Raw genomic sequence first — 25,008 nt, 5'->3', positions numbered from 1 at the left:
TAACAGCTAAGTCATAATTGTTCCCCCCAGGAGTCGTTGTTGCCGTTGATCGAGCTCCTGTTTCAGTAAGGGCCAACTTGTTAAGGTATTGTCTTGCTGGATCGTCGTTTCCGCCGCCTGGCGAGCGAGTTCTAAACAATCTTGATCTTCAACTAAACTGGCGAGGGCAAAATCCGGTAGTCCTGATTGACGGGTTCCCAACACTTCCCCCGGCCCCCGGAAGCGCATATCCATTTCAGATATAAAAAAACCATCCTGGGATTGGGCTAAAACGGCCAAGCGTTGTTTTGCCGTATCACTGCGGGAGCTATTCAGGAGTAAGCAATAGGATTGGTGGGAACCCCGCCCCACCCGCCCCCGTAATTGATGTAATTGGGAAAGGCCAAATCGTTCCGCGTGTTCAATGAGCATCACCGTAGCATTGGGAACATCTACGCCCACTTCCACCACCGTGGTTGAAACTAAAATTTGGGTTTGATTTTGGCGAAATTCGTTAATGGCGATTTCCTTTTCCCCAGAGGTCATGCGGCCATGGAGGAGGCCCACCTGAAAATTGGGAAAGACCGTCTCCTGAAGTCGCTGGTGTTCCTCAATGGCGGATTTAAGGTCTAGTTTTTCTGACTCCTCCACCAAGGGTAAAATAACGTAGGTTTGGCGGCCCTGGGCTACTTCGCGGCGGATCAGTTCGTAGGCATGGTGGCGATCGCCCCGACTGAGGACTGTGGTTTGAATGGGTTGTCGGCCGGGGGGCAGTTCATCAATTTGGCTCACATCCAGATCCCCGTGGAGGGTCAGGGCTAAGGTGCGGGGAATGGGAGTCGCCGTCATCGTTAACACATGGGGAAAGACCCCTTTCTGTTGCAACTTTGCCCGCTGGGCTACCCCAAAACGATGTTGTTCATCAATCACCACCAGGCCCAGCCGCTGAAAATCAACCCCCTCTTGGATCAGGGCATGGGTTCCCACCAGGATCGGTAACTCGCCAGTTTGTAGTTGACTGAGGATCTGCCGCCGCTTCCGAATTTTCACTGAGCCGGTCAACAGTTCCACGGGCAAAGGTAAGGGAGTCAACCAGTCCAGTAATTTGCGATAGTGCTGCTCGGCCAACACTTCCGTCGGAGCCATCAATGCCGCCTGGTAGCCTGATTGGATCGCCGCTAAAATGGCAATCACGGCCACAACGGTTTTCCCAGAACCCACATCCCCCTGCACTAAGCGATTCATTGGGATCGGTTGGCCCAAATCCTGGAGAATATCCGCGACCACCCGTTCCTGGGCAGCAGTCAACTGGAAGGGTAAGCCGCGATAAAAGGCTTCAATTAACTCCCCTTGGGTACTCAGGGGAATACTTTGCTGTTCCCTTTGTTGTTCCTGGCGGCGGCGCAGTAACCCCAATTGTAGGTAGAAAAATTCATCAAAAATAAGTCTGCGTCGGGCCACATCGAGGCGATCGCGATCGCTGGGAAAATGAATTTGGGCCAGACTTTCCGGCAACGCCGTCAAATCATAGTCCGCCAAAATGGACTGGGGGAGGGGATCGAGTACCTCTGCCGCTATGGGCAAAATGGCCTTCACCGATCGCCGCACCACATCGGGAGAGACCCCTTCCGTCAAGGGATACACGGGCACAATGCGGCCAATGGTGAGGGAATCAATGTCAGCCCCCGCATGATCCATCACCTCCAGATCCGGATCCTCCAGCGTGAGGCCATACTTCCCCGCCTTCACCACCCCCGATGCGGCCAAAATGGTTTGGGGAGCATAGAGACGCTTTTGTTGCTCCTGCCATCCCCGTTGGGCAAACCGCGCCCCGGCAAAAAAACGACTCAGTTTCAGTTGCCCTGTTTGATCCTGTAATACAACCTCTAAAATGGTGAGTTTTTTATTCCGGGGACTAGTAAAACAATTACACCGCCGCACCTTTCCCACTACGGTCACGGTTTCACCGGGAGTTAGGTCGCGAATTGGAATCTGACGAGCATAGTCTATATAGTCACGGGGATAGTAAAACAACAAATCCCGCAGGGTGTAAAGGCCCAACTTGGCCAGGCGATCGCCCAGCCGCGAACCAATACCGGGCCACTGTCCTAGGGATTGCTCTAACCCTTGGGGTTGGCGGCGAGGGCCCTGATCCTTGGCGGGGGCTGGGGTATAAAGGGCTTTTTGGGCCTCATGGAGTAGCCGGCGGGTGGTGGCGATCAGATGTTGTCGCTCTGGAACAGAGAGTTGACCATAGGTGGTGTACTGTTCAGCGGCATGATGCCATCGAGACAGAAGATGGGGGGGTAAATTTGGGTAGGAATGCTGACTTAATTCCAGATGAACATAATCACTAAAGCGATATTCCCGGCCCTGGAGATTACTAAACCCCCGCACCACCTCTACTTCGAGGGCCTTTTGCAATCGTTGCCAATCCAGTGAATCCTCCATTGGGAATGGCGGGATATCCTAGCCAAAAATGGTTAAGAGGTAGAGCAGGGCAAATAAAACAATCCAGATCACATCCACAAAGTGCCAATAGATCTCCGCCATGGCAACGCCGGTATGTTTTTGGTGGGAGTAATGCCCCGGACGGCGCGATCGCCATAACACACCCAAAATCAATAGGAGACCAATGAACACGTGCAGTCCATGGAATCCGGTCATGATATAAAAGCAGTTGGAAAAAATATTGGTTTTTAGGCCATACCCCAGGGTGAGATATTCATAGGCCTGCCCCAACAGGAAGATAGCTCCCATGGCGGCCGTAATCCAATACCATTTCCGCATTCCCTTTACATCGTCGTTCTTAATGGCCACATCGCCATAGTGAATCACAAAACTACTGGAAACCAGAATAATCGTGTTAATGGTGGGCAGAAGTAACTCAATTTCCGTACCTTCTGGGGGCCATTGTTCGTTTAAGCCCCGCAGGAAAATATAGGTGACAAATAACCCACCAAACATGAGGGATTCAGAAATCAGGAACACCAATAAACCCAAGACCCGAAAATCTGGATGTTCTTCGTGGTGAGCTTCCTCGGCGGGGGATAGAACCTCCCCAAGGGGTGCAGCAGTGTCAATAACAGATCCGTCCATGGCGATCGCTCCTTCAGATATCTAGGTGATCAGAGGCACATACTCAGGCCCGGGAAAGCCTAAAGGTCATCCTCGTCCTCATACTCATCCTCGTCATCGTCATACTCGTACTCTTCTTCATCCTCTTTTCGCTCCATGACAGCCCGTTGTTCCATGCCAAAGTCATAGGGCCCCTTCGTGACAATGGGCAACACCTCCCAATTTTCAATCAAGGGGGGAGAACTGGTGGTCCATTCTAGGCTGAGGCCGCCCCAAGGATTGTCTCCAGCTTTTTTGCCCTTATTCCAACTCCAGATCACATTAATCAGGAAGGGAATAATGGAGAAGGCGAGGACAAAGGCACCAATGGTACAGATCACGTTCACTGCTTCAAACTGGGGATCATACATGGCCACCCGTCGTGGCATCCCCTTGAGGCCCAATTCATGCATGGGTAAAAAGGTGAGATTGGTACCGATCAAGGTGAGGACAAAGTGGGTAATGCCCAGGGGTTCATTCAGCATTCGTCCGGTCATTTTCGGGAACCAGTGATAGATGCCCGCGTATAAGCCAAATACGGAACCACCAAAGAGAACGTAATGGAAGTGGGCGACAACGTAGTAGGTATCGTGAACATGGATATCCACCGGTGGTGTCCCTAGGGTGACTCCACTTAACCCCCCTATCACAAACATGGAGAGGAGTCCAACGGAAAAGAGCATGGCACTATTCAGGCGAATCTTGCCCCCCCATAATGTTGCCACCCAACTAAAGATTTTTACGCCCGTGGGAACCGCCACAATCAGGGTGGAAATGGTGAAGAACATCCGCATCCAGGGAGGCGTACCACTGGTAAACATGTGATGCACCCATACAAATAGGCCCACTAGGCAGATGGCTAAACTGGAGTAGGCGATCGCCCAGTAGCCAAAAATAGGTTTACGGGCCTGCACCGGAATCACCTCCGACATAATGCCAAAGATGGGCAAAATCATCAGGTAGACGGCGGGGTGGGAATAAAACCAAAACAAATGCTGGTAAATCACCACATTGCCACCGGCATCCGGCTTAAAGAACGACGTGCCAAAATTAATATCAAACAGTAGTAGAATCAAGCCCGCCGCCAACACTGGGGTAGACACCAACGCCAGTAATGAGGTCGCCAAGGTCGCCCAGCAAAATAGTGGCAACTGATCCCACCGCATACTGGGAATTTTCATTTTCCAGATGGTGACAATGAAGTTCACCGATCCCATAATCGAAGACGTGCCCACAAAGACGATCGCCAGGATCCACATACTCTGGGCCGTGTTGGCGGTGATCGTGCTCAGGGGCGGGTAGGATGTCCAACCGGCCTGGGCTCCACCAAAAAAGAAACTACCGAGCAGTAGGGCCCCCGCCGGCGGATTCAACCAAAAAGCTAGGGCATTCAACCGGGGGAAAGCCATATCCCGCGCCCCCACCATCAGCGGCACTAAATAGTTACCAAATCCACCGATCGCCGCTGGCACAATCCAGAGGAAAATCATAATCGTGCCGTGGTTGGTCAAGAAGGCATTGTAGAGGTTGGGATCAATGAAGTCCGACTCCGCCGTTGCCAACTCGGTGCGCATGGCCACCGCCATTAGGCCACCAATCAAATAAAAAATGAAGGCGGTGACGAGGTACTGAATCCCAATCACCTTGTGATCCACATTGAAGGTGAAATAGTCGTACCACTTCCAGGCCTTAGGATGTTCCGGTGGTTCTTGAAAGGGCTTATCCAGGAGTTGTGCTTGCGCCATAGGTCAAAGAAATCTCAATTAAATTCTCAATTAAATGAACGTCTCAATTAATGCATGGAGTGGTGATGATGCCGATCATTAGGCATGGCTTCTGCCTGTTCATTCTGGACTTGGGCCAAGAGTTGGGGGTTGATACCGGTGGCATCTAGGTGAGCAGCTACCAAGCTAGGGGGCGTAAAATCCGTCGATTCTGGCCCTGAAGCCACTTGGTTTTGACTGAGCCACTCATCAAACTCTTCTGGGGTATGGGCAATGACGCGGGTTCGCATCGCCCCATGGTAGCCACCACAGAGTTCTGCACAAACGACGGGATAGGTTCCGGGTTTTGTCGCCTTAAATCGCAATTCCGTCGTAATTCCAGGAATGGCATCCTGTTTCAGGCGAAACTGGGGAACCCAGAAGGAATGAATTACATCGGACGCATTCAAATCAAGCTGCACATCTTTCCCCACGGGAATATGGAGTTCTCCGGCGGTAATGCCGTAGTTGGGGTAATTAAAAATCCAGGCGTACTGCATTCCCGTAACCTTGACGGCCACATCGGGCTGCTGGCCCAACACATCGGGACTGGCGCCAATGCCCACATCAATATCCCCCTTGGCGGCCAAGAGCATCGGCACATCGGAGGTGGTTCCTTGGGGAGCTTGGGCAACAACGGCGACCCCCTGCTTGTGGCCCATGGTATGGGAGGTGTGATCCCCAGGATTGAGTCCCCCCATCCGTAGGAAAATATCGACGCTGTAGATTCCTAGAAAAATAACAATGGCGGCAGGAATGGCTGTCCAAAAGGCTTCTAGGGGTAAATTACCATCCACTGGAATTCCATCCCCCTCATCTCCCTTGCGGCGGCGATAACGAACAACAAAGTAAATGATGGCTCCCTGTACCACTAAAAATAAAGCGGTGGCAATGGTCATCATAATGTCGAATAGGTTATCAACGAGGGGAGCTTGTTCAGAGGCTTGTTCCGGGAAAAGTCCGTGGTTTTGCCCTACCCAAAAACTAATGAGGGTGACGACAACACCAGCGGTAAGAGTCCAGATTGAAGCAGGTATTTGTTCCATAAATCGGTATCCGGCAAGGATGCAAACGGTTTTGGGGTCATTCCCTCCCTGATCCTAGGCAGATTTCTCCCAGAAGTGGGTTAAAAGATTCTAAAGATTCATTACAAAAAATCTAAAAATTCTCAGTTTAGGGCAGTTTGCTTAAGGGTCAACGGGCGATCGCCATTGTATTGGGGGAATTGGGATATTTTTAGATATTGGAGAGCAAGCGTAAAAAACGCTCCTTATACCGTTTGACGAGTAACGATGCAATCATCTGCCGCGTCTCTTGCCCAACATTGAGGAGACGCTGATTGATCCGATTTCGTCGGTAGACCAACGAAAATCCTATGGCTTGGAAATAATCAGGGGTTCCCCTGTAACAATGTAGTTCACCCGTCGCCCAATATTGGCAGCATGGTCGGCAATACGCTCAAGATTCCGCACGGTCAGCAGCAGTAGTAGGTTTGGTTCAATGGTTCCAGGGCTATAGCTTTGGTGACACAGGGAGTTGTACACCGATTCGTAGTCCGCATCCACCGCATCATCCCGCTCTAGAAGTAATTGCCCTGCCTCAGTATCCATCTCCGTTAGGGCCGTTAAGCTCATGGCCAGCATGGTTTGACAGCGATTGAACATGGTTTCAATCCGAGGTAAATAGGGGGCGGGGGGGTGGGCAAAGAGTTTGGTAGAAAACTGGCCAATTTCAACGGCATAATCGCCAATCCGCTCTAGGTCCCGACTGATATGCAAAAGACTCGTCAAAAAGCGCAGATCCGTGGCAACGGGGGCCTGAAGGGACAGGATGGTCATGCAATCGCTGGTGACTTGTCGATACAGACGGTCAATTTCCTCATCCCTAGGGGCAATCTTATCCGCTGCAACTAAATCCCGCTTAATCAGAGCTTCGTGGGCTAAACTACAGGAACCTTCAACGAGGGCAGCAATACGGAGTAAATCGGCACGAACCCGTTGGAGTTGCTGTTCAAATTGAGAGCGGATCACCATGAAACCCTAAGCTGAATGATACATGCTCGATTAATACCCTCATTACCCCATTCCTAGGCAATATGGGATGTGCCATGGGGGATACTTATCTAATCTTAGGGTAATATATATCCCAGCATCCCGCTTAAACACAGCCCCCTAAAGCATAGCCAGGCAATGCCGGGTTCCAAGAATAACGAGCCAGTTTGAAATACTAGTCCATAGGATTGTCCGTCATCCGCTGATCAGTTCCAGATAGAAAAAATCCTGCACATTACGTACAGGATCAGTTGGGTATATTAAGGTTTGAATGACATTAGAACACAATTGGAACACAGCTTTTCTGAACACACACGAGCCGACTAAAAATCAATTAAGGGAACACAAACCATAGCGGGAAGCAGTGACAACGAGCCATAATACTATCCTGAAACTAAGAGGAACACGTTGCCCAACAAGGAAACAATCAACGGGAACATCACAGAAGAGTTAAAGGGAACATCGAGTTGGTGCTTTGTTTATCTGAATATCATAATGACACCTGAACTAGGATGTCCTCTACCGTAAGATCACCCAAGTTTGTGGGACTATTCAAAAATAAAAGTCCCGTAAAATTACTGAGAGATTGGTGTTGGTTTATGGGTACAGGCCTAGGGATACAAGGCCGCGAGCACTGGATCACTTAGGGAAAAGTTAGCAGCTACGGTTTCTAGATCGTCTAATTCTGCCAATGCATCCATCAGTTTGAGAAGTCGGCGACCACTCTCGATGTCAGTAATTTCGACGGTATTGAGGGGAATCCAACGGTTTTCAGTATCTTGAATCTCGTAGCCTTGGGAGGTAAGGGCATCACTGAGGGCCTCTAGGGCGGTAACCCCACAGCGGACTTCGGCGATCGCCCCCTCTTCTGTGTCAATCACTTCATAGGTCTCTGCATCCACTTCTAGGAGCGTGGCTAAAAAGGCCTCTTCATCCTCCGGGGCCGTCAAGGTGACCACTCCCCAGGGTTCAAACATCCAGCCCACACAGCCCGTTTCTCCGAGGTTGCCTCCGTGCTTATTAAAGGCAGCCCGAATATCGGCGGCGGTACGGTTCCGATTGTCGGTCAGGGCTTCCATCAGAACTGCCACACCACTGGGGCCATAGCCTTCGTAGCGAATTTCTTCCAGGTCTTGACCGTCACCAGCTAAGGTTCCTGACCCCTTGGCGATCGCTCGGTCAATATTGTCATTGGGAATCCCCGCCGCCTTAGCCTTATCAATTGCGCCCCGTAATTGAAAATTAGCGGATGGATCTGCCCCGCCGTGGCGAGCGGCCATAATAATTGCCCGAGATAACCGCGCAAAGACCTTTCCTTTTTGAGCATCTACCCGGGCCTTTTGTCGTTTAATATTTGCCCACTTACTATGTCCAGCCATAATGCCTGCTACTGAGAACTACCACTGGTATCTGGTTCTGAGGGTGGAACCGGATCACTGGGAGGAAGAACATTCACAGGGGGACTCACCTCCGGCATCGGTGAAAGTTGGGGACTTGGACTTGACTTGGGCGAGGCTTCCGGCTTGGGCGAGGGAGAGGGACTGGCCGGGGTGGACGGATCGAGGGGCGGTGTCTCCTCTAAAATAATATCCGGCAGCGGATCCTCTTCCGGAATAACCGGCGGTAACGTAATCTCCACCTCCGGGATAGTCGTGGGACTCGGTTCAATGCGGGGTTGGTTTTGGCGAACTCGGGGGGTGACTGTGGGTAAGGTTTGTGGAAAATCCTGCTCCTCGGTGGTGGGGTCAGGGGTAGCCGGAAAAACCTGTGCTGGACGATTTCGCACTAAAAAGCCTAGACCCGCCCCCAAAAGACTGCCGATAATCGCGGTGCCGATGAGCCAATACCAAGGATTCCAACCTGTTGAACCGGAGGAATAACCGGCTGACCCATTATTTTGATTATTTTGAGTTGCTGGCAGGGAATGATAGTGCTGGGGTAACACTGCCACTGTTGCCACCGTCGGCCGGGACACTCCCTTTCCCTGGGGCCCTAATAGATCTAACCATGTGGAGACGCTTTGGGGCCGTTGTCGCGCTTCCATGGCCATGCCTTGGTTAATAGCCCCAAGGGTGAGATCGCTGACATTGGGTTGAAATTCACGCAGATCTTCTAGGGGAACCCGATCCCGTAACACAGAGGCCACCGGTGCTTTACCCGCTAAAAGAGCATAGAGAGTGGCCGCCAAGGCATAAATATCCGTTGCTGGACTCCATTGATGGCGGGGCAGGTATTGCTCAATGGGGGCATAGCCAGCGGAGAGTAACCCCGTATTGGTTTCAGTGACCCCTAAATTAAATTCCCGAGCAATGCCAAAATCAATTAGGACAACTTGATCCGTCCCTTCCCGCAACATAATATTGTCGGGTTTTACATCTCGATGGAGTAAGCCATTTTGATGCACCATTTCTAGGGCGCGTCCCACCTGACGAATATAGTGTAAGGCCACATCTTCACTCAGGGGGCCACTGCGGGTTAGGGCCGCTAGGGTTTGTCCGGGAATGTAGTCCATAACAATAAAGGGTAGGCCCGCTTCCACAAAACAGTCGGTGACGCGAACAATATGGGGGTGCTGGAACTGGGCCAGGCGTTGGGCTTCCTGGATAAATCGCTGACCAAACTTTTGTAAATCTTGAGGGCGTTGTTGCTGGGGATTGAGGGTCTTGAGAACAACGGCCTGGTTCAAGAGTGTATGGGTAGCCCGATAGGTTACGCCAAACCCGCCTTGACTCAGGAGGCTATCAAGACGATATTTACCTCCCTGTAAGGTGCTGCCAGAATGAAGCGTGGTAGTGGTCATAGGTAATTGCCTCAAGGTTGAGGGGGAGCTTCAACAGGGGGCCAGGACGGAGCAGTCCAAGATGAATCACTCTGACTTAGGATAACCAAGCGATAACCTAGATATGCAGGTAAGGTGGCTAATAAAATTAAAATCAGGAAGGAAAAAATCGAACCCCAGCGAAAGCGAGAACCGTAGTAGCAGCGATAGGGATCGTAGCCAGCGATAGGGGGCAACTTTTCCCGAAGTACCATGGGCCGTTTGAACCGGAGGCGGCGATCGTCTAATTTTTCTAAGAGGATCCATCCTCCCTTAGCTTCTTCGGCACAGACCGCTTGAAGTTTGTCTAACTGATGGAAAATATTTTGCTGCGATCGCAGGATCTTAAACTCCCACCCGGCTAACTGGGCTGGAGTTTTTTTGGTTGTAGGGGTTGCTTGTTGGGATTGATAGTTCGTCAAACCTTCCTCTTCCTCTTGCTCTTGCGCACACAGGTCAAGTTGCCAAAACCACCATTGACTATACAACAATGCAGATAGCCCTAAGCTACCACTGAACAGATAGATCAGTGTCAACTCTGCCATACTTGATTGTTCGCCTTCCTCATTGAGAGCCTACCCCCACCTTAGCCAATGGGGTACAACGGGCCGAACCACGATTCAAAACAGGAAAAAATCGTCATGGGCCAATTTGATTCCTCTGATTTTAGCAAAAACAAGGTGTGAACAACCTGACTCTGTCTCCGTGGGTACGATCCGGGGTTCCCTTTCAACCAGGTAAAGAAATGTTAAAGTAATGGCAGCGTAGGTATAAATAACGATGGCAACCTATCTGCCGTTTGCGGGTAAAGAATCAAGACCTTGGCGATCGCTCTTGGGGGCCCTGTTGATTGCCGGTCTTATTGGCGGCGGCAGCTATCTTTATGTGCGCCAGCAAGGGTCTGATGTTGATTTAGACCGCTATACCGTGGTGGTGGAATCCGCCGAGAATTTGGTGGCGCGGGTTGGGGCAACGGGGACAATTGTGCCGGTGCAAACGGTAAATATTAGTCCCAAGAATGCCGGGGAGCTAGTGGAACTCTACGTTGAGCAGGGGGATGTGGTCACCGCTGGCGAAGTCATTGCCCGGATGGATAGCCGCGATGCCCAGGCCCAACTGGCCCAGGCCCAAGCCAATTTAGTGGATGCCATGGCCCGCCTAGATCGAACAGTAGCGGGTAATCGCAGCCAAGAGGTAGACCAGGCCCAGGCCCAAGTTCGGGCCGCTGAAGTGCGGGTGCGTCTGAGTACGGAACGGGTACGTCGTTATACCATGCTGGCCGATGAAGGGGCGATTCCCCGGGATCAACTGGATGAACTGGTGGCTGAAAATGATGGGGCGATCGCCAACCTAAATGAAGCGAAGAAGCGACTAGAACTACAAAAAGAAGGATCCCGCCAGGAAGATATTCGTCAAGCCCAGGCCGTTGTCGCCTCCGCCCAAGCCCAAGTGGATAATGCCCGCGTCAATCTAGATAACACGGTGATCCGCGCCCCCTTTGATGGGATTATTACCCAGAAATATGCCAACCCCGGCGCATTTGTCACGCCGACCACCTCTGCTTCGACAACCACCTCCGCCACATCCAGTTCCATTGTGGCCATTGCCCAGGGCTTAGAGGTTCTGGCGGAAATTCCCGAGGTGGATATTGGCCAAGTGCGTCAAAACCAAGAGGTGGAAATTATTGCCGATGCCTACCCTGGGGAAACCTTTACCGGTCGGGTTCGCTTGGTTGCCCCTGAGGCTGTGGTTGAGCAAAATGTGACCTTTTTCCAGGTGCGGGTTTCCATCCTTTCCGGCCTAGAAAAACTGCGATCGGGGATGAATGTCAACCTGGATTTTCTCGGCAGCCGCTTAGATAATGCCCTCTTGATGCCCACGGTGGCCATCTCCGTAGAAAAGGGACAAACTGGCGTTTATCTCCCGGGCCCCGATAACAAACCCGTCTTTCGGCCAATTACGATTGGTAGTAGCTGGCAAGATCAAACCCAGGTCATTGAGGGAATTCAGCCAGGGGAACGGGTATTTATTGATTTTCCTGAGAAGTTGCGCCCGAAACTAGATGAAAACTAAAATATTGTAAATAAATATAACATTTTCAAGTTATCCCTTGTCTAGATTCAAAGTATATTGCTAGAATCATCCTCAATATAATTTTTCGGTAGTCTGAGTTTTCCCTTAATGAAGTGGCTTATTTCTCCTCTAGCTGCCCTTGTCACTGGTGGTGCAGCGGCCGTTATAAATCCAGGTAATGCTTTGGTTGCAGTGGGGGTTAGTGGTGTTGGCGCGATCGCCGGAGCATCTATTGCCCAAACAAGCAAGCAAAAGAGACCGGGAGAGACGATCTCCTCTAAATATATTGACAATATCAAAAATGAATTCGAACAGATATTAAAAGAAGAATTCAAGCGTCTAAAAACACAAACTGAATCAGAATCTATATCGTTCCACCGCGAACTGAAGAAGGTTGCTGATTCCCAACAACACGTTACTACTTCAGTTCAGGATTTAGCGCAAGGGATGCAAGCAGTTCAAACTGATCTTAACAAGGGTAAGACAGAGCAACAAACGACCTTCCTCAAATCTATCGACAATATCAAAAATGAATTTGAACAGATATTAAAAGAAGAATTCAAGCGTCTAAAAACACAAACTGAATCAGAATCTATATCGTTCCACCGCGAACTGAAGAAGGTTGCTGATTCCCAACAACACGTTACTACTTCAGTTCAGGATTTAGCGCAAGGGATACAAGCAGTTCAAACCGATCTTAACAAGGGTAAGACAGAGCAACAAACGACCTTCTCCGAATCTATCGACAACATTAAAAATGAACTTAAACAGATACTAAAGGAAGGGTTCGATCATCTAAAACAGCAAACTGAACCAAAACCTGTATCGCAATTCCATGACGAACTAAAGGCGGCTGCCGACTCCCTTGAACAACACGTTACTACTTCAGTTCAGGATTTAGCCCAAGGCATACAAGCAGTTCAAAACGAACTTAATAAAGGTAAGAGGATCGTCCAGCCCCAAACGGCTATTTTGTATGACATTGAGAATTTTATTTTTAACAAGGGCAAAAAAATAAATCCCAAGATATTGGAAGAAAAAATTTCCTTTGACGAAATTCTGAAAAATATTAAAGATCATGTTGATATTGGGGATGTGATTATTCAGCGAGCCTATGCTAATTGGATGAATCAGGTTTTGCACCCCTTGAAAACAGAAGAGACTGAGATTAGCGTTGATTGTATCCAAGTGTATGGGGCTAATCATGAACAGAAAAATGCAGCAGATATTCATCTATCCCTTGATGCAGTGGATTTACTTCATCAATATCCAACCATTAATACCTACGTCATTGTTTCTGGAGATGGGGGATTTGGCTCCTTAGCCTTAAAGCTACGAGACTATGGTAAAACAGTGATTGGCTGTGCCTACCATGGTTCCGCAAGTGCAAGCTTGCAAAAAGTTTGTCATCATTTTGTTTTAATTGAAAATCCATTTTTAGAGAGCGATACTAGTCCTCCTCGTATTATTACTAAACCACCCATTATTACTAGACCACCCATTATTACTGAACCACCCAAATCCAAACTCAGTAAATTTAATCAGCCCTTGCAGAAAAAAATTAATATCATTCAATACGAGAATCCAACCAACCCTTCTAAGATCAAAGAAAATGAGCTTGCCAAAATTGCAGAGATATTCCAATGCTATATGGATATGCCTGAATATAGCGCTAAACTAGTGACAGGGATAGATATAAGCTTAGTTAAAGAAGCTATTAATTTTTTTATTCCCGATTTAGAGCCATTGAGATACCAAGCCATTAAGTTTTCTGATGTCATAAGATATACTTGTCAAAACATTAAAAAAGAGCTATATTTGGCAAATGCTATACAGGGATATTCATGTTCTTCTACCGCAATTCTGTGTTTCAAAGATCGAATTCCTGAGGGCTTCAAAACTAATGAGTATACGCCCGTTTTTGTTCATCAAGAATGGATCTACTATCGACTTTTTCCGGGAAAATTAGCTGGATTTCCAGTGCTTCAAGTTGTTGCTGACTGGGCCGTCACTCAACGACCTAAAAATATGCTTGTAGCTCAAGCAGTAAAGAGCATCATTCAACAACCTAAGCCAGTCGAACGTAAATACGGAAAACTTGCTATTCGACGGGCAATTAATAACTATGCATCAGCAAAGTTACTGATAATTCAAATCAACAAAGATCAGCATATTATGACAATTAACTTAAAAATTAAAACTGCCGATGATATGATCAAGGCACTAAAAGCACATGTACATGAAGTTTTAGAGAAACGTTTGACACTCATTGGTGAAAAAATAGATGAACATATTTTTCAGCAACTCTTTGAATATCACATATCAGAATTTAATAATGCAGAAAATATGAATACAACCACTTCTGAGTAATTTTAGTTAAATTCTCATGATTCCTTATCCCCTTCTCCTTGGCGATCGCCCCTTTGTTTGGGGAGAGCGAACCTACCTAATGGGGATATTGAATATCACACCGGATAGTTTTAGTGATGGCGGTGAATTCTATCAAATTGACGCGGCCCTGACCCAGGCAAACCAATTAGTGGTAGCGGGGGCCGATATTTTAGACGTGGGGGGGCAGTCCACCCGACCAGGGGCGATAGAAATTTCTTTGCAGGAAGAACTAGGGCGGGTCATTCCAGTAATTCAGAACCTGCGTCCAACCCTAGATTGCCCCATTTCCATTGATACCACCCGCTCAGATGTGGCGATCGCGGCGATCGCGGCGGGGGCAGATATCATTAATGATGTTTCCGGGGGAGAAGCCGATGCCGCCATGTTCACCACCGTGGCAGAGTTGGGCGTGCCCTATATTCTTATGCATCGCCGGGGTACACCGGAAACTATGCAAACCCTAACCCACTACGACAATGTAATCACTGAGTTAATCCGCTACTTTAGGGAACGTTTAGAAGTCGCCACCAAAGCAGGAATTGACTGCAATCGCATTATTCTGGATCCCGGCATTGGTTTTGCCAAGACCGCTGCCCAAAACATTGAAATTTTCCAGGGCTTAGGGGAATTACGGCAACTGGGCTGCCCTATTTTAGTGGGCCCCTCACGGAAAAGCTTTATTGGCCATCTTCTCAACCAACCGGATCCCAAGGAACGGGTGTGGGGGACGGCAGCAGCCTGTTGCGGTGCGATCGCCCAGGGGGTAGATATTTTACGGGTGCATGACGTTTCCCCCATGGCCCAAGTGTGTCGGGTGGCCGATGCCCTGTGGCGCAGCGATCGCCGGATAGGAGCATAAAAATAGATGCAAAGAAGACTGAAATTAACGAAACCCTCACCAAGATTGATGGCGAACATATCCCTGGTTACGATGAGCTGGGCGGTTGCTTTACCATTATCCAGTTGTCAAAATCAAGCATCTTTGCATTCTGTTCCTCCTGTACTAATACAATCCACCCCTGAAGTTTCACCAGAATTAACCGCTGCTATTGATCGGGTTGTTGAGGCAACGCTTTGGGAAAATGGCCCTGGCGTAGCGGTGTTGATCCTTTACGATGGCGAGATCATTCACCAAAAGGGCTATGGTCTTCGCAATGTTGAAGAAAAGCTACCGATTACAGTAGATACAGCGTTTGATCTGGCTTCGGTCTCCAAACAAATGACGGCCATGGGGATTTTAATTCTTATGGAAGCGGGTGCATTAGAATTGGACGAAGCTGTGACAATCTATGTCCCTGATTTTAATGATCCTGACCCGGATCATCCCATTTTAATCTCGGATTTGCTTTACCATCGTTCTGGTTTGGCTGACTATACAGGTGAGGCTTGGCAGGGCACGGATTCAGAACTGGCTCAGTTAACCCTTGAGGATCATTTACAGTGGTTGAATGGGCAAAATATTGAGCGCGATCGCGATATTGAATTTGAATATAACAACAGTGGCTATGCACTCTTAGCGTTAATCATTGAGCGGGTATCCGGGCAACCGTTTGCTGAATTCATGGAGGATACCATTTTTGAGCCGTTAGCCATGAATAATACGGTGGTATTTTCACGGTTAAATCAAACGATTGCCAATCAAGCCCTGGGTTATCGAGTCTCGGAACGGGGTGAAACCGAGCTGTCTAGCTTTCCGAGTATGATTGGTGGAGATGGCAATGTGTTTAGTACCATTGGTGATCTTGCCCATTATGACAATGCGTTGCGGGGCGGAGATCTAATTGAGCCGGAATCCTTAGCCTTGGCCTTTACAGCGGGTATTGAGGATGATGGGGAGGGAGCGGGTTATGGTTTGGGATGGGAAATTCACGAGGACTATGTGGCCCATAGTGGCAGTTGGTATGGTACGAGTACCTATTACCGTCATTATACGGATCAGCCCTTTACCCTTATTGTTTTGTCCAACAATGAAAACTATGATGGAGAAGATTTAACGGTTCAGCTGGTTGATGTAGGGATTCAAGTACCTAAAAACCAGTCCCAGAAAGGCTTTCAAAATCTGGGTGAGTTCTATGGCAATAGTTAATTTTCAATAAGCAGACAAAAGACAAAAATAGAATTTTGGTTTTCCTCACTATCATTTAATCTTTTTTAATGAGCAAACAATGCCGTTGGCTTTGGCTCAGGGGAGTTTGAAAGGAACGCACATCCTCAAGGAATGCCCCCTGCCGTTTTAGGTGTTTCACTAGGTCGTTTTCTTCGGCGATCGCCCACTGCCCCCGATAGAGAACGAGGTGCCCCCCAGATCGGAGTAAGGGTAAACCATAGGTGATGCAGAGGGGAGCCTTACCCACAGCGCGAATGAGGGCCAGATCAAATCTGGGTTCTGAATTAGGATAGGTCTCGGCCCGACCCCAGCAAGGTCTAATATTATCTAGATTGAGGATGGGCGGAAGGGTCTCAAGAAACGTCACCTTCTTACGAGTTGCTTCCAAAAGAGTTACTGACCAATCAGGACGGGCGATCGCCACCGGAACGCCTGGAAATCCAGCACCACTGCCAATATCCACTACCCGAAAATGCGTTACTTGGGCCAAATCCCCTAGCCAGGGGGCAATGCCACTGAGGGAATCCCACAGATGTTTTTCCCAAAAGTCCTGGGGAGAGGTAATCCGAGTCAAATTCAAGGTTTGATTGGCAGCCACAACCGTCCCATAAAAGGCCTGGAACTGTCTCATTTGAGTTGAATTAGGCTGCCACTGTAAACTGTCTTGCCAAAGGTCTAAGGATATCGGTGGCGAAACATCAAGGGGCAAAACAGGTTCTTCCTTCTTTAGGGATGAAGTATCACAGTTCTAACGATGAAAGAACCATGCACTATCCTACTGCATAATTTTAGTCATACAGGTTTGGGCTGCTTGGGTTGCTACCGACCTGACCTTTGGATCCACTGTGGTACTTCCATCTCCCACGGCCGCTGCAAGTTCTTGGTATGTCAGTTGGGCTTGCAATTGATCAATAAAACAGCCGCAGTAACGGGAACTATCATTGGCGATCGCCGGTATTTGAGTTTGAATGGCACTGGTGCAGGCACTTACAAATTGCTGAACCGCTTCGGGAGGGTAGGATTCTGCCTGGGCCGACCCACCGGAAGCTAGGCCCACTAAAATAAAAGGAGTGAGTAAAAACGTTTTCATAAATTAAGCTACCTTGATCGTCACAATCTAGAGACTGGTTTCACTGTAGATCGGTTCCCTAAAAGTCGCCACTGGTGATCCTTAGCTGTCGGGCAAGTCAAATAAAACGGTGGTCATATAGCGTTCGGCCCAGTCGTGGCCAAAGGCTTTTTCCAGTACCCGGCGAGTTTTATCATTTTGCTGTTGATTACGACAATACCGCTCTTGGCCCGACCGTACTTGAATGGTCTCCTCTGGAGCGAGGGGAGCAATGACTCGACTTTCCTGACAATGAATGGTCAAATAGTCACTGACTCGGCTTAAAAACTGCTCCTCTTCGTCAGCACCATCGGGACGAATAAAAAGACAGTAGGGGGAAAAAATATCTCCCCAAGGCGGTAATTCTCGCGGCTGGCTAAAGGATAGGCTGGGCAAGGCCCCTAGGGCAGTAATATAAGGGGAAGGGAGGGTCTCTTGCACCGGCGAAAGATCGGCGATCGCCGCACTAATTTGACCGCGACCTCCAACTAAATCACAACCAAACATAGGTAAGGCATAGTGGGGGCGGGGAAACATCACACAATGGAGAATATCTAAATTTTGACCCACTCGGGCTAATTCTAGGTGTAGCTTCCGAAATTGATCGGTTTGATAACAGCGATTTTCAATGGTCAGTTTTTCCCCTTCGAGTTTGCCCTCAACGTAACCCAAATCTTCCGGTAAATGGTATGGGGATAGGTCTAAAGTCTCTTGCCAAATCTGCTCAATGCGATCGGCTAAACGGCAAATTAAAGGATGTTGCTGATGACGCAGGGATGTTAAAGATTGAGTCACAGGCCTAAACCTCAAGTTAATGAGTATAGATAAATTATATGATAGTATAATAAACTTTTGACCGCCTTAATGATGTTTCCAACATAATGGAAAATTTACAGACCCTTGAGCACGGTCCCGGTTGGCGTGTGGGTTGGCGATCGCTGGACTTAACCTTTCAAGGATTATTGGGCACGGATCAATGGGCTGCTGAACTCACTGCAGCGGAATTCAAGGATTTCTGTCGCCTATTACAGCAACTAAACCAAGCCCTACAGGATAGTGTAACAGAATTAATGCCTGAGGAGAAAATTTCCATCGAAGCGGAAACAAGCTTAATTTGGATGGAGGTCGCTGGCGATCCCCAAGCCTACAGTTTAAGTTTTATGATATTGACGGGTCGCCGCATAGAAGGCTATTGGCCACCTCCCCTGGCACCGGAGTTTATAGCAGCCTGCCAAAATCATATTCAGCACCTATCGTCTTAACTGTTCTTATCTGCATACCTGCTTATTTCCTGCTTCCCTTCCCCAAAAAGAGAAAAAGGTAAATATTGTACACTGTAAAAATTCAGTCATGGGAAAATCGTCCTAGAAATCACTGTAAATAAATTATTATTCGGAAATATAATAATGATCCATGAAATTAGCGATATTGAAGCCTCGGTTCAGGACTTACTCTCCTTAGCCCAAACGGAAATAGAAGAACGTCGCCTCCAGGAACACCGCGAGTCCCAAATTGAGCAGACAACCGCCGAAATTATTGAGCGACTCCAGCCCCTACTTCAGCAAGTAGAAGCATCCCTAGAGCAGTTTCGCCAAGAGGGGTACACCGATAGTATTAGCTATAAAAAATTACTCGATAAGGCTGAGGAAATCCAACAAAAAATTGCCGATGCCCCCCTTTTAGCGGCCCTGACGGTGGATCAGCAGATGATCCTCAACGAAGAGCGGCTCCTGAATGAACGCCAAGGAGATCAGGTCAATACCTGGCGACGACACCTAAAGGAAGATCTCTTAGAGATGATTGATGAGCAGGATGATTTCTTTAGTGCCACCGACGCAGCGATCGCCATTCGGGGCTACATGATAGACCTCAAAGCCATTGATGCCCTCAATGAAGTGGTCGGGGCCCTGATGGATCGGATTAATAGCCTCAGTAAGGAGGGGCCCGTGGCCAAATTACGCGGCTCCCACGAGAACACCCTAAATTTTATCTATAACAAAGCCCTAGAAAATCGTGCCAAGGTTGAACGGCCCAACGAGGTGCAGCCACGGTTGCGTCATCGTCCCAGTGATAAACGGCCCAACTCCTATAGTGATCTCACCGGCAAAGTCGTGGTCTTTGGTGGCCACGATCGCCTAGAAACGGCAGTTCGTAATCGTCTCCGCGATGCCACCATTACCCTGATCTGGTGTACTGCCCAGGCCGGCCCCCAGTTGATGGAGCAATCCGAATCCCATATCGCCACCGCTGATTTAGTCATTGTAATCACCGGCTACGCCAGTCATAAACTCACGGAAAAAGCAATGCGGGCCGCAGAACGATCTAGCAAATCCGTAGAGATGATCAATACCACAGGTATGATTCGACTCCTAGAGGCGATCGAGTATGGTCTTAAAGCTCAGCAATTGGCCCAACGTCTTCGCTCTGCCTAAGCCCAGGGTCATACCGTTGACCTTAAAGGGAGAATGCTATAATCCAAGCGGTTCGCCCAGAATTTTGCACATTTGCCCAGAATAAGGATGGAACCCTATGGCTAATTCACAGGTGTTACAGTTCATGCAGAAAACGGCTGAGGATGAGTCCCTGCGGCTCCAGCTTGAACAACTGATGGGAGTGGGTGACGGTAACATTAGCAGTGCTGAGGCCCTCGACTCCGATGAACTCGCTGTGTTGAGAGGCGAAATGGCCCCCAAGGTCGCGGAATTCGCCCAAGCGCATAACTTTAGCTTTTCCGCTGAGGAGTTAATTACGGTCGTAGAATCCTTTGCCAAGTATCAAGCAGGTACGATCTCCGATGCCGAATTTTCCAAAATCTTAGGAATTTCCGTCAGTCGGGATGGGGCACAGCACACCACCAAGGTCGCCAATCCCCTCAAACGTCTTAGCCGTTACCTGGGCAAAACCTACCTGGGTATCGATAAAGACGCAGAAGACGAGTAAATTCCTATAAATTCTCAATCGCTGCCCCGGACGATTATGATATGGGTTAATGTTATGCCCAGAATCAGGATTCAGGATAGTACCTAGGGTCTGGGATATCCTCCGGGGATTAGGTTAGTGACTAAGCGGCCGCGCGATCGCTCCAAACTAAAATCATCACCCCGTCAGTTGCGTCAGTGGTCTAAGTGGCTATTGCCAGGACTTTTGGTGAAGCGATGGATGGTACTCAGCATGGTGGGCGTATTGCTCGCCAGCCTTGGGATTGCCATTAGTATTAATCTCACGCCAGTCTTTTTCACCCTGCAACTGGTTGAGCAATTAATTCAGCAACTTGCCCGGTTTATCCCTAGTTATATTAGTGGCCCGTTGGTTCTAGGCATTGGCCTGTGGCTCCTCTGGTGGGGCCAGGCCCGTACCCTTGGCTCGATTACGGAAGTTCTCCTTCCCGATGGTGATAAGGAACTCTTGGATCGCCTCCTCACCCATCGCCGTTTGGGTCGGGGCCCGAAGATTGTCACCGTAGGGGGGGGGACGGGCCTTTCCACCTTACTGCGGGGGTTGAAGTCCTATAGCTCAAATATTACCGCGGTGGTCACCATGGCCGATGATGGTGGCTCGTCGGGACGACTGCGGCGAGAAATTGGTGTCTTACCCCCTGGAGATATTCGCAATTGTTTAGCTGCCCTTGCAGATGAGGAAAAACTGATTACCGAACTCTTTCAGTATCGGTTCCAGGCAGGGGATGGCTTGGTGGGCCATAGCTTTGGCAATTTATTTCTCACGGCTATGAGTGAAGTGACGGGAGATCTCGAGCGGGCGATCGCCGCCAGTTCCCATGTGCTGGCGATTCGGGGTCAAGTTTTACCGGCCACCCTCACGGATGTCACCCTCTGGGCCGAGCTTGCCGATGGCCGTCGCATTATTGGTGAATCCCAAATTACAGAAGCGGGGGGAGAAATTGTCGATATTGGCTGTATTCCCCCCAACCCCGTGGCCCTACCCCGTGCCCTTGAAGCCATTGAAGCTGCTGACTATATTATTTTGGGGCCTGGCAGTCTCTTTACCAGTATTATTCCCAACTTACTGGTGCCCGATATTGCCACGGCGATCGCCCACCGCACCTGCCCCTGCATTTATGTCTGTAACATTATGACCCAACCCGGAGAAACCAATGGCTATACCGTGAGTGACCACGTCCGTGCCCTGGATGATGTCTATGGCATTCGCCTCTTTGATGCCGTTCTTGTTCAAAAACAACCCCCATCCCTAGCCAGCTTGGCCCGCTATGCCCAACATGGCAGTCAACCCGTTATTGTCGATCGCGACAATCTATCAGAACTCAAATGTCGCGTCATTCTCGCCGATATTATGGATGAAAATCCCCAGACCCAAAGTATCCGCCATGATTCCCAGAAGCTTGCCCATATTCTATTGCGCTGGTACAGTCGAATTCGTTCCCTCTAGAACGCTACGAAATCTACTTCCTTGAAAAGATAAAATGGCCTGCGTGGGGGGCCAGGCAATAGCCTAAGATGGGAGGAATCCCCTGATCCCGCCCTTGTTAAATTGAAAGGTTAGGCACATTTCTATGGCTATTGGTTATCTGGCCCTCGTCTTACACGCCCATCTCCCCTTTGTCCGTCACCCTGGAAGTGATTACGTTCTCGAAGAAGAATGGCTCTTTGAAGCAATTACGGAAACCTATGTCCCTCTGTTATGGATGTTTGAGGGGCTAAAAAAGGATGGTATTGACTTCAAAATTACCATGAGTCTTACGCCGCCCCTCGTTTCAATGTTGCGGGATGAACTGTTACAGGATCGGTTTGATGCCCATCTTGCCCAACTGGAAGAATTAACAGAACTGGAAGTTGAACGAAATGTCTATAACGGCCATATTCGTTACTTAGCCGAGCATTATGCCGAAGAGTTTAACCGTGTTCGCCAAACGTGGGAAAACTACGATCGTGATCTGATTAAGGCCTTTAAGCAATTTCAAGACAGTAATAATCTAGAAATTATTACCTGCGGGGCCACCCACGGTTATCTGCCCCTAATGAAGATGTATCCCCAGGCAGTGTGGGCCCAGATACAGGTCGCCTGTGAGCATTACGAAGAAAACTTTGGCCGGCCGCCCAAGGGTATCTGGTTGCCGGAATGTGCCTACTACGAAGGTCTAGAGCGGATGCTGGCGGATGCTGGACTGCGCTACTTCATTACCGATGGCCATGGAATTCTCTACGGCCGACCCCGACCCCGCTTTGGCTCCTATGCGCCTATTTTCACAGAAACTGGCGTGGCTGCCTTTGGCCGGGATCATGAATCCTCTCAGCAGGTGTGGTCTTCGGAAGTGGGCTACCCAGGGGCCGCCGAATATCGGGAATTTTACAAAGATTTGGGCTGGGAAGCAGAGTACGAGTACATCAAGCCCTACATTATGCCCAATGGCCAACGGAAAAATACCGGGATTAAGTACCACAAAATTACGGGTCGGGGCTTAGGTCTAGGGGATAAACAACTCTACGATCCCTATTGGGCCCGGGAAAAAGCGGCCGAACACGCCACCAATTTTATGTTTAATCGCGAGAGCCAGGTGCGCTATCTGCACCACTTAATGCAGCGTCCCCCCATTGTCGTTGCGCCCTACGATGCCGAGCTTTATGGTCACTGGTGGTATGAGGGCCCCTGGTTCTTAGACTATCTCTTCCGCAAAACCTGGTTTGATCAAGATACCTACGCTATGACCCACCTGGCGGATTATTTGCGGGCCCATCCCACCCAGCAGGTCTGTCGTCCTTCCCAATCTAGTTGGGGTTTCAAGGGCTTCCATGAGTATTGGCTCAATGATACCAATGCCTGGGTCTATCCCCACCTGCATAAGGCCGCCGAGCGGATGATCGACTTAGGGAAGGAAGAACCCTGGGATGAATTGAGTTGGCGGGCCCTGAATCAGGCAGCGCGGGAAATTCTCTTGGCGCAATCCTCTGACTGGGCCTTTATTATGCGGACGGGGACGATGGTGCCCTATGCTGTGCGCCGCACCCGTAGCCACTTGACTCGCTTCCATAAACTCTATGATGATATTAAGGCTCGAAAAATCGATGCGGGTTGGCTTGAAAAAGTCGAGGCGATCGATAATATCTTCCCCAATATCAATTACCGCGTTTACCGTCCCCTATGACCCCTCCCCGTCGCTACTACATCACCACCTTTGGCTGCCAAATGAACAAGGCAGACTCGGAGCGCATGGCTGGAATTCTGGATCAGATGGGCCTAGAAGCGGTTGAGGAGCCGGAACAAGCTGACTTGCTGCTTTATAACACCTGCACAATTCGGGATAATGCCGAGCAAAAGGTGTATTCCTATCTGGGACGACAGGCTAAGCGTAAACAAACCGAACCGAATTTAACCCTGGTGGTGGCCGGTTGTGTGGCCCAACAGGAGGGAGAGCAATTATTACGGCGGGTGCCGGAATTAGATTTAGTCATGGGTCCCCAGTACGCTAACCGTCTAGGGGAGTTATTGGAGCAGGTGGTGGCCGGTTCCCAGGTGGTGGCGACCGAACCCATTGAGATTATTGAGGATATTACGAAGCCGCGACGGGATAGCCAGGTTTCGGCTTGGGTGAATGTGATCTATGGCTGTAATGAACGGTGTACCTATTGCGTTGTGCCGTCGGTGCGGGGTGTGGAGCAGTCACGATCGCCCCAGGCCATTCGCCAGGAAATTGAGGAGTTGGGGAGCCAGGGGTATAAAGAAATTACACTCCTGGGTCAAAATATTGATGCCTATGGTCGAGATTTACCGGGGATTAGCCCCTCGGGACGTCGCCAGCATACCTTCACGGATTTGCTTTACTACATTCACGATGTCGAGGGCATCGAGCGGATCCGCTTTGCCACCAGTCACCCCCGCTATTTTACGGAGCGATTAATTCGCGCCTGTGGCGAACTGCCTAAGGTCTGTAAGCATTTTCATATTCCCTTTCAGTCCGGCGATAACGACATACTCAAGGCGATGGCGCGGGGTTATACCCGGGAACGCTACCTGAAGATTATTGATACCATTCGCCACTATATGCCCGATGCGTCTTTAAGTGCCGATGCCATTGTCGGCTTTCCGGGAGAGACGGAGGAGCAGTTTGAGCGAACCCTAGACTTGGTAGAGCAGGTGGGTTTTGACCAACTGAATACCGCCGCCTATTCCCCCCGCCCCAATACACCCGCAGCCCAATGGCCCAATCAATTGAGTGGCTCGATTAAGGGCGATCGCCTGCAACGAATCAACCATCTGGTGGGAATCAAGGCCGCAGAACGCTCCCAGCGGTATCTGGGTCGAATTGAAAAAGTCCTTGTAGAAGATACTAATCCAAAGGATCCCGCCCAAGTTATGGGGCGTACAGAGGGAAACCGCCTCACCTTTTTGCCGGGTAACATTGATGAATTAATGGGACACATCGTAGCAGTCAAGATCACGGAGGTACGCCCCTTTAGCTTAAGTGGTGAACAAACAAGAATGAGCCATATCGCCTAGGGGAAAAGACTGGGAAGAAATATAAGCTGCATACTTGATTACGGCCAGATATAATTTACTCTCAAGACATAAATTTTTTTATTAAAGTTCTCAGTGTTTTTAGTAAATAATTTAATATCTAAATATCGTAG

Annotated in this window: 21 protein-coding genes; 10 read left to right on the top strand and 11 right to left on the bottom strand. The window is 49.3% G+C overall.

The genetic code is table 11. The features are described from left to right. Positions 1–6 precede the first annotated feature (6 nt). From recG to L3556_RS15575, 8 genes are all read right to left on the bottom strand, one after another. Positions 7–2,430: an ATP-dependent DNA helicase RecG gene (recG, locus tag L3556_RS15610; protein ID WP_277868259.1), complete on the bottom strand. Its 2,424-nt coding sequence runs from the start codon at positions 2,428–2,430 to the stop codon at positions 7–9. An 18-nt stretch (positions 2,431–2,448) separates the two neighbouring features. Next, positions 2,449–3,078: a cytochrome c oxidase subunit 3 gene (locus L3556_RS15605; RefSeq protein ID WP_277868258.1), complete on the bottom strand. Its 630-nt coding sequence runs from the start codon at positions 3,076–3,078 to the stop codon at positions 2,449–2,451. 59 nt (positions 3,079–3,137) lie between these two features. After that, complete coding sequence (ctaD, locus tag L3556_RS15600; RefSeq protein ID WP_277868257.1) at positions 3,138–4,841, bottom strand: cytochrome c oxidase subunit I; 1,704 nt, start codon at positions 4,839–4,841, stop codon at positions 3,138–3,140. Between the two features lie 47 nt (positions 4,842–4,888). Beyond that, a complete protein-coding gene (locus L3556_RS15595) occupies positions 4,889–5,905 on the bottom strand; it encodes a cytochrome c oxidase subunit II (RefSeq protein ID WP_277868256.1) in 1,017 nt (338 codons plus the stop codon). A 327-nt stretch (positions 5,906–6,232) separates the two neighbouring features. Further along, positions 6,233–6,892 carry a phosphate signaling complex protein PhoU gene (gene phoU, locus L3556_RS15590; RefSeq protein ID WP_277868255.1) on the bottom strand — a complete coding sequence of 220 codons (660 nt, stop codon included), beginning with the start codon at positions 6,890–6,892 and terminating at the stop codon, positions 6,233–6,235. A gap of 629 nt (positions 6,893–7,521) precedes the next feature. Beyond that, a complete protein-coding gene (locus L3556_RS15585) occupies positions 7,522–8,289 on the bottom strand; it encodes a YebC/PmpR family DNA-binding transcriptional regulator (RefSeq protein WP_277868254.1) in 768 nt (255 codons plus the stop codon). Positions 8,290–8,297: 8 nt separating this feature from the next. After that, on the bottom strand, positions 8,298–9,710 hold the full coding sequence (locus tag L3556_RS15580; protein WP_277868253.1) for a serine/threonine protein kinase: 1,413 nt from the start codon (positions 9,708–9,710) through the stop codon (positions 8,298–8,300). Positions 9,711–9,721: 11 nt separating this feature from the next. Beyond that, complete coding sequence (locus L3556_RS15575) at positions 9,722–10,273, bottom strand: hypothetical protein (RefSeq protein WP_277868252.1); 552 nt, start codon at positions 10,271–10,273, stop codon at positions 9,722–9,724. A 235-nt stretch (positions 10,274–10,508) separates the two neighbouring features. Here L3556_RS15575 and L3556_RS15570 point away from each other — a divergent pair, with 235 nt between their 5' ends. The 4 genes from L3556_RS15570 (at position 10,509) to L3556_RS15555 (ending at position 16,278) form a co-directional block, all read left to right on the top strand. Continuing rightward, positions 10,509–11,801, top strand: a complete 1,293-nt coding sequence (locus tag L3556_RS15570; RefSeq protein WP_277868251.1) for an efflux RND transporter periplasmic adaptor subunit — start codon at positions 10,509–10,511, stop codon at positions 11,799–11,801. Between the two features lie 108 nt (positions 11,802–11,909). After that, on the top strand, positions 11,910–14,171 hold the full coding sequence (locus L3556_RS15565) for an NYN domain-containing protein (protein ID WP_277868250.1): 2,262 nt from the start codon (positions 11,910–11,912) through the stop codon (positions 14,169–14,171). A 16-nt stretch (positions 14,172–14,187) separates the two neighbouring features. Continuing rightward, positions 14,188–15,051: a dihydropteroate synthase gene (gene folP, locus L3556_RS15560; protein WP_277868249.1), complete on the top strand. Its 864-nt coding sequence runs from the start codon at positions 14,188–14,190 to the stop codon at positions 15,049–15,051. Between the two features lie 123 nt (positions 15,052–15,174). Next, on the top strand, positions 15,175–16,278 hold the full coding sequence (locus L3556_RS15555) for a serine hydrolase domain-containing protein (protein ID WP_277868248.1): 1,104 nt from the start codon (positions 15,175–15,177) through the stop codon (positions 16,276–16,278). Between the two features lie 55 nt (positions 16,279–16,333). On the opposite strand, the gene rsmG is transcribed toward L3556_RS15555, so the two are convergent. The 3 genes from rsmG to L3556_RS15540 form a co-directional block, all read right to left on the bottom strand. Beyond that, a complete protein-coding gene (rsmG, locus tag L3556_RS15550) occupies positions 16,334–17,008 on the bottom strand; it encodes a 16S rRNA (guanine(527)-N(7))-methyltransferase RsmG (protein WP_277868247.1) in 675 nt (224 codons plus the stop codon). Between the two features lie 66 nt (positions 17,009–17,074). Next, positions 17,075–17,389, bottom strand: a complete 315-nt coding sequence (locus L3556_RS15545; RefSeq protein WP_277868246.1) for a hypothetical protein — start codon at positions 17,387–17,389, stop codon at positions 17,075–17,077. An 81-nt stretch (positions 17,390–17,470) separates the two neighbouring features. Beyond that, complete coding sequence (locus L3556_RS15540; RefSeq protein WP_277868245.1) at positions 17,471–18,202, bottom strand: phycocyanobilin:ferredoxin oxidoreductase; 732 nt, start codon at positions 18,200–18,202, stop codon at positions 17,471–17,473. Between the two features lie 86 nt (positions 18,203–18,288). Between L3556_RS15540 and L3556_RS15535 the strand changes: the two genes are divergently transcribed. The 6 genes from L3556_RS15535 (at position 18,289) to miaB (ending at position 24,877) form a co-directional block, all read left to right on the top strand. Beyond that, positions 18,289–18,669 carry a DUF1818 family protein gene (locus L3556_RS15535; protein ID WP_277868244.1) on the top strand — a complete coding sequence of 127 codons (381 nt, stop codon included), beginning with the start codon at positions 18,289–18,291 and terminating at the stop codon, positions 18,667–18,669. 144 nt (positions 18,670–18,813) lie between these two features. Then, positions 18,814–19,839, top strand: coding sequence for a DUF2325 domain-containing protein (locus L3556_RS15530; protein ID WP_277868243.1), 1,026 nt, complete (start codon positions 18,814–18,816; stop codon positions 19,837–19,839). A 97-nt stretch (positions 19,840–19,936) separates the two neighbouring features. Further along, positions 19,937–20,347 (top strand): hypothetical protein, encoded by a 411-nt coding sequence (locus tag L3556_RS15525; protein ID WP_277868242.1) that lies wholly within the window; start codon positions 19,937–19,939, stop codon positions 20,345–20,347. A 117-nt stretch (positions 20,348–20,464) separates the two neighbouring features. Continuing rightward, complete coding sequence (locus L3556_RS15520) at positions 20,465–21,811, top strand: gluconeogenesis factor YvcK family protein (RefSeq protein WP_479682453.1); 1,347 nt, start codon at positions 20,465–20,467, stop codon at positions 21,809–21,811. Between the two features lie 124 nt (positions 21,812–21,935). Next, a complete protein-coding gene (locus L3556_RS15515) occupies positions 21,936–23,525 on the top strand; it encodes a glycoside hydrolase family 57 protein (protein ID WP_277868241.1) in 1,590 nt (529 codons plus the stop codon). Next, positions 23,522–24,877 carry a tRNA (N6-isopentenyl adenosine(37)-C2)-methylthiotransferase MiaB gene (gene miaB / locus L3556_RS15510; protein WP_277868240.1) on the top strand — a complete coding sequence of 452 codons (1,356 nt, stop codon included), beginning with the start codon at positions 23,522–23,524 and terminating at the stop codon, positions 24,875–24,877. Before L3556_RS15515 ends, miaB begins: the two co-directional genes overlap by 4 nt. Positions 24,878–25,008: the final 131 nt, after the last annotated feature.

The organism is Candidatus Synechococcus calcipolaris G9 (assembly GCF_029582805.1).
Lineage (GTDB): Bacteria > Cyanobacteriota > Cyanobacteriia > Thermosynechococcales > Thermosynechococcaceae > Synechococcus_F > Synechococcus_F calcipolaris.
The sequence above is the reverse complement of the archived record's forward strand: the minus strand, read 5'-3'. Positions and strand labels throughout refer to the sequence as shown.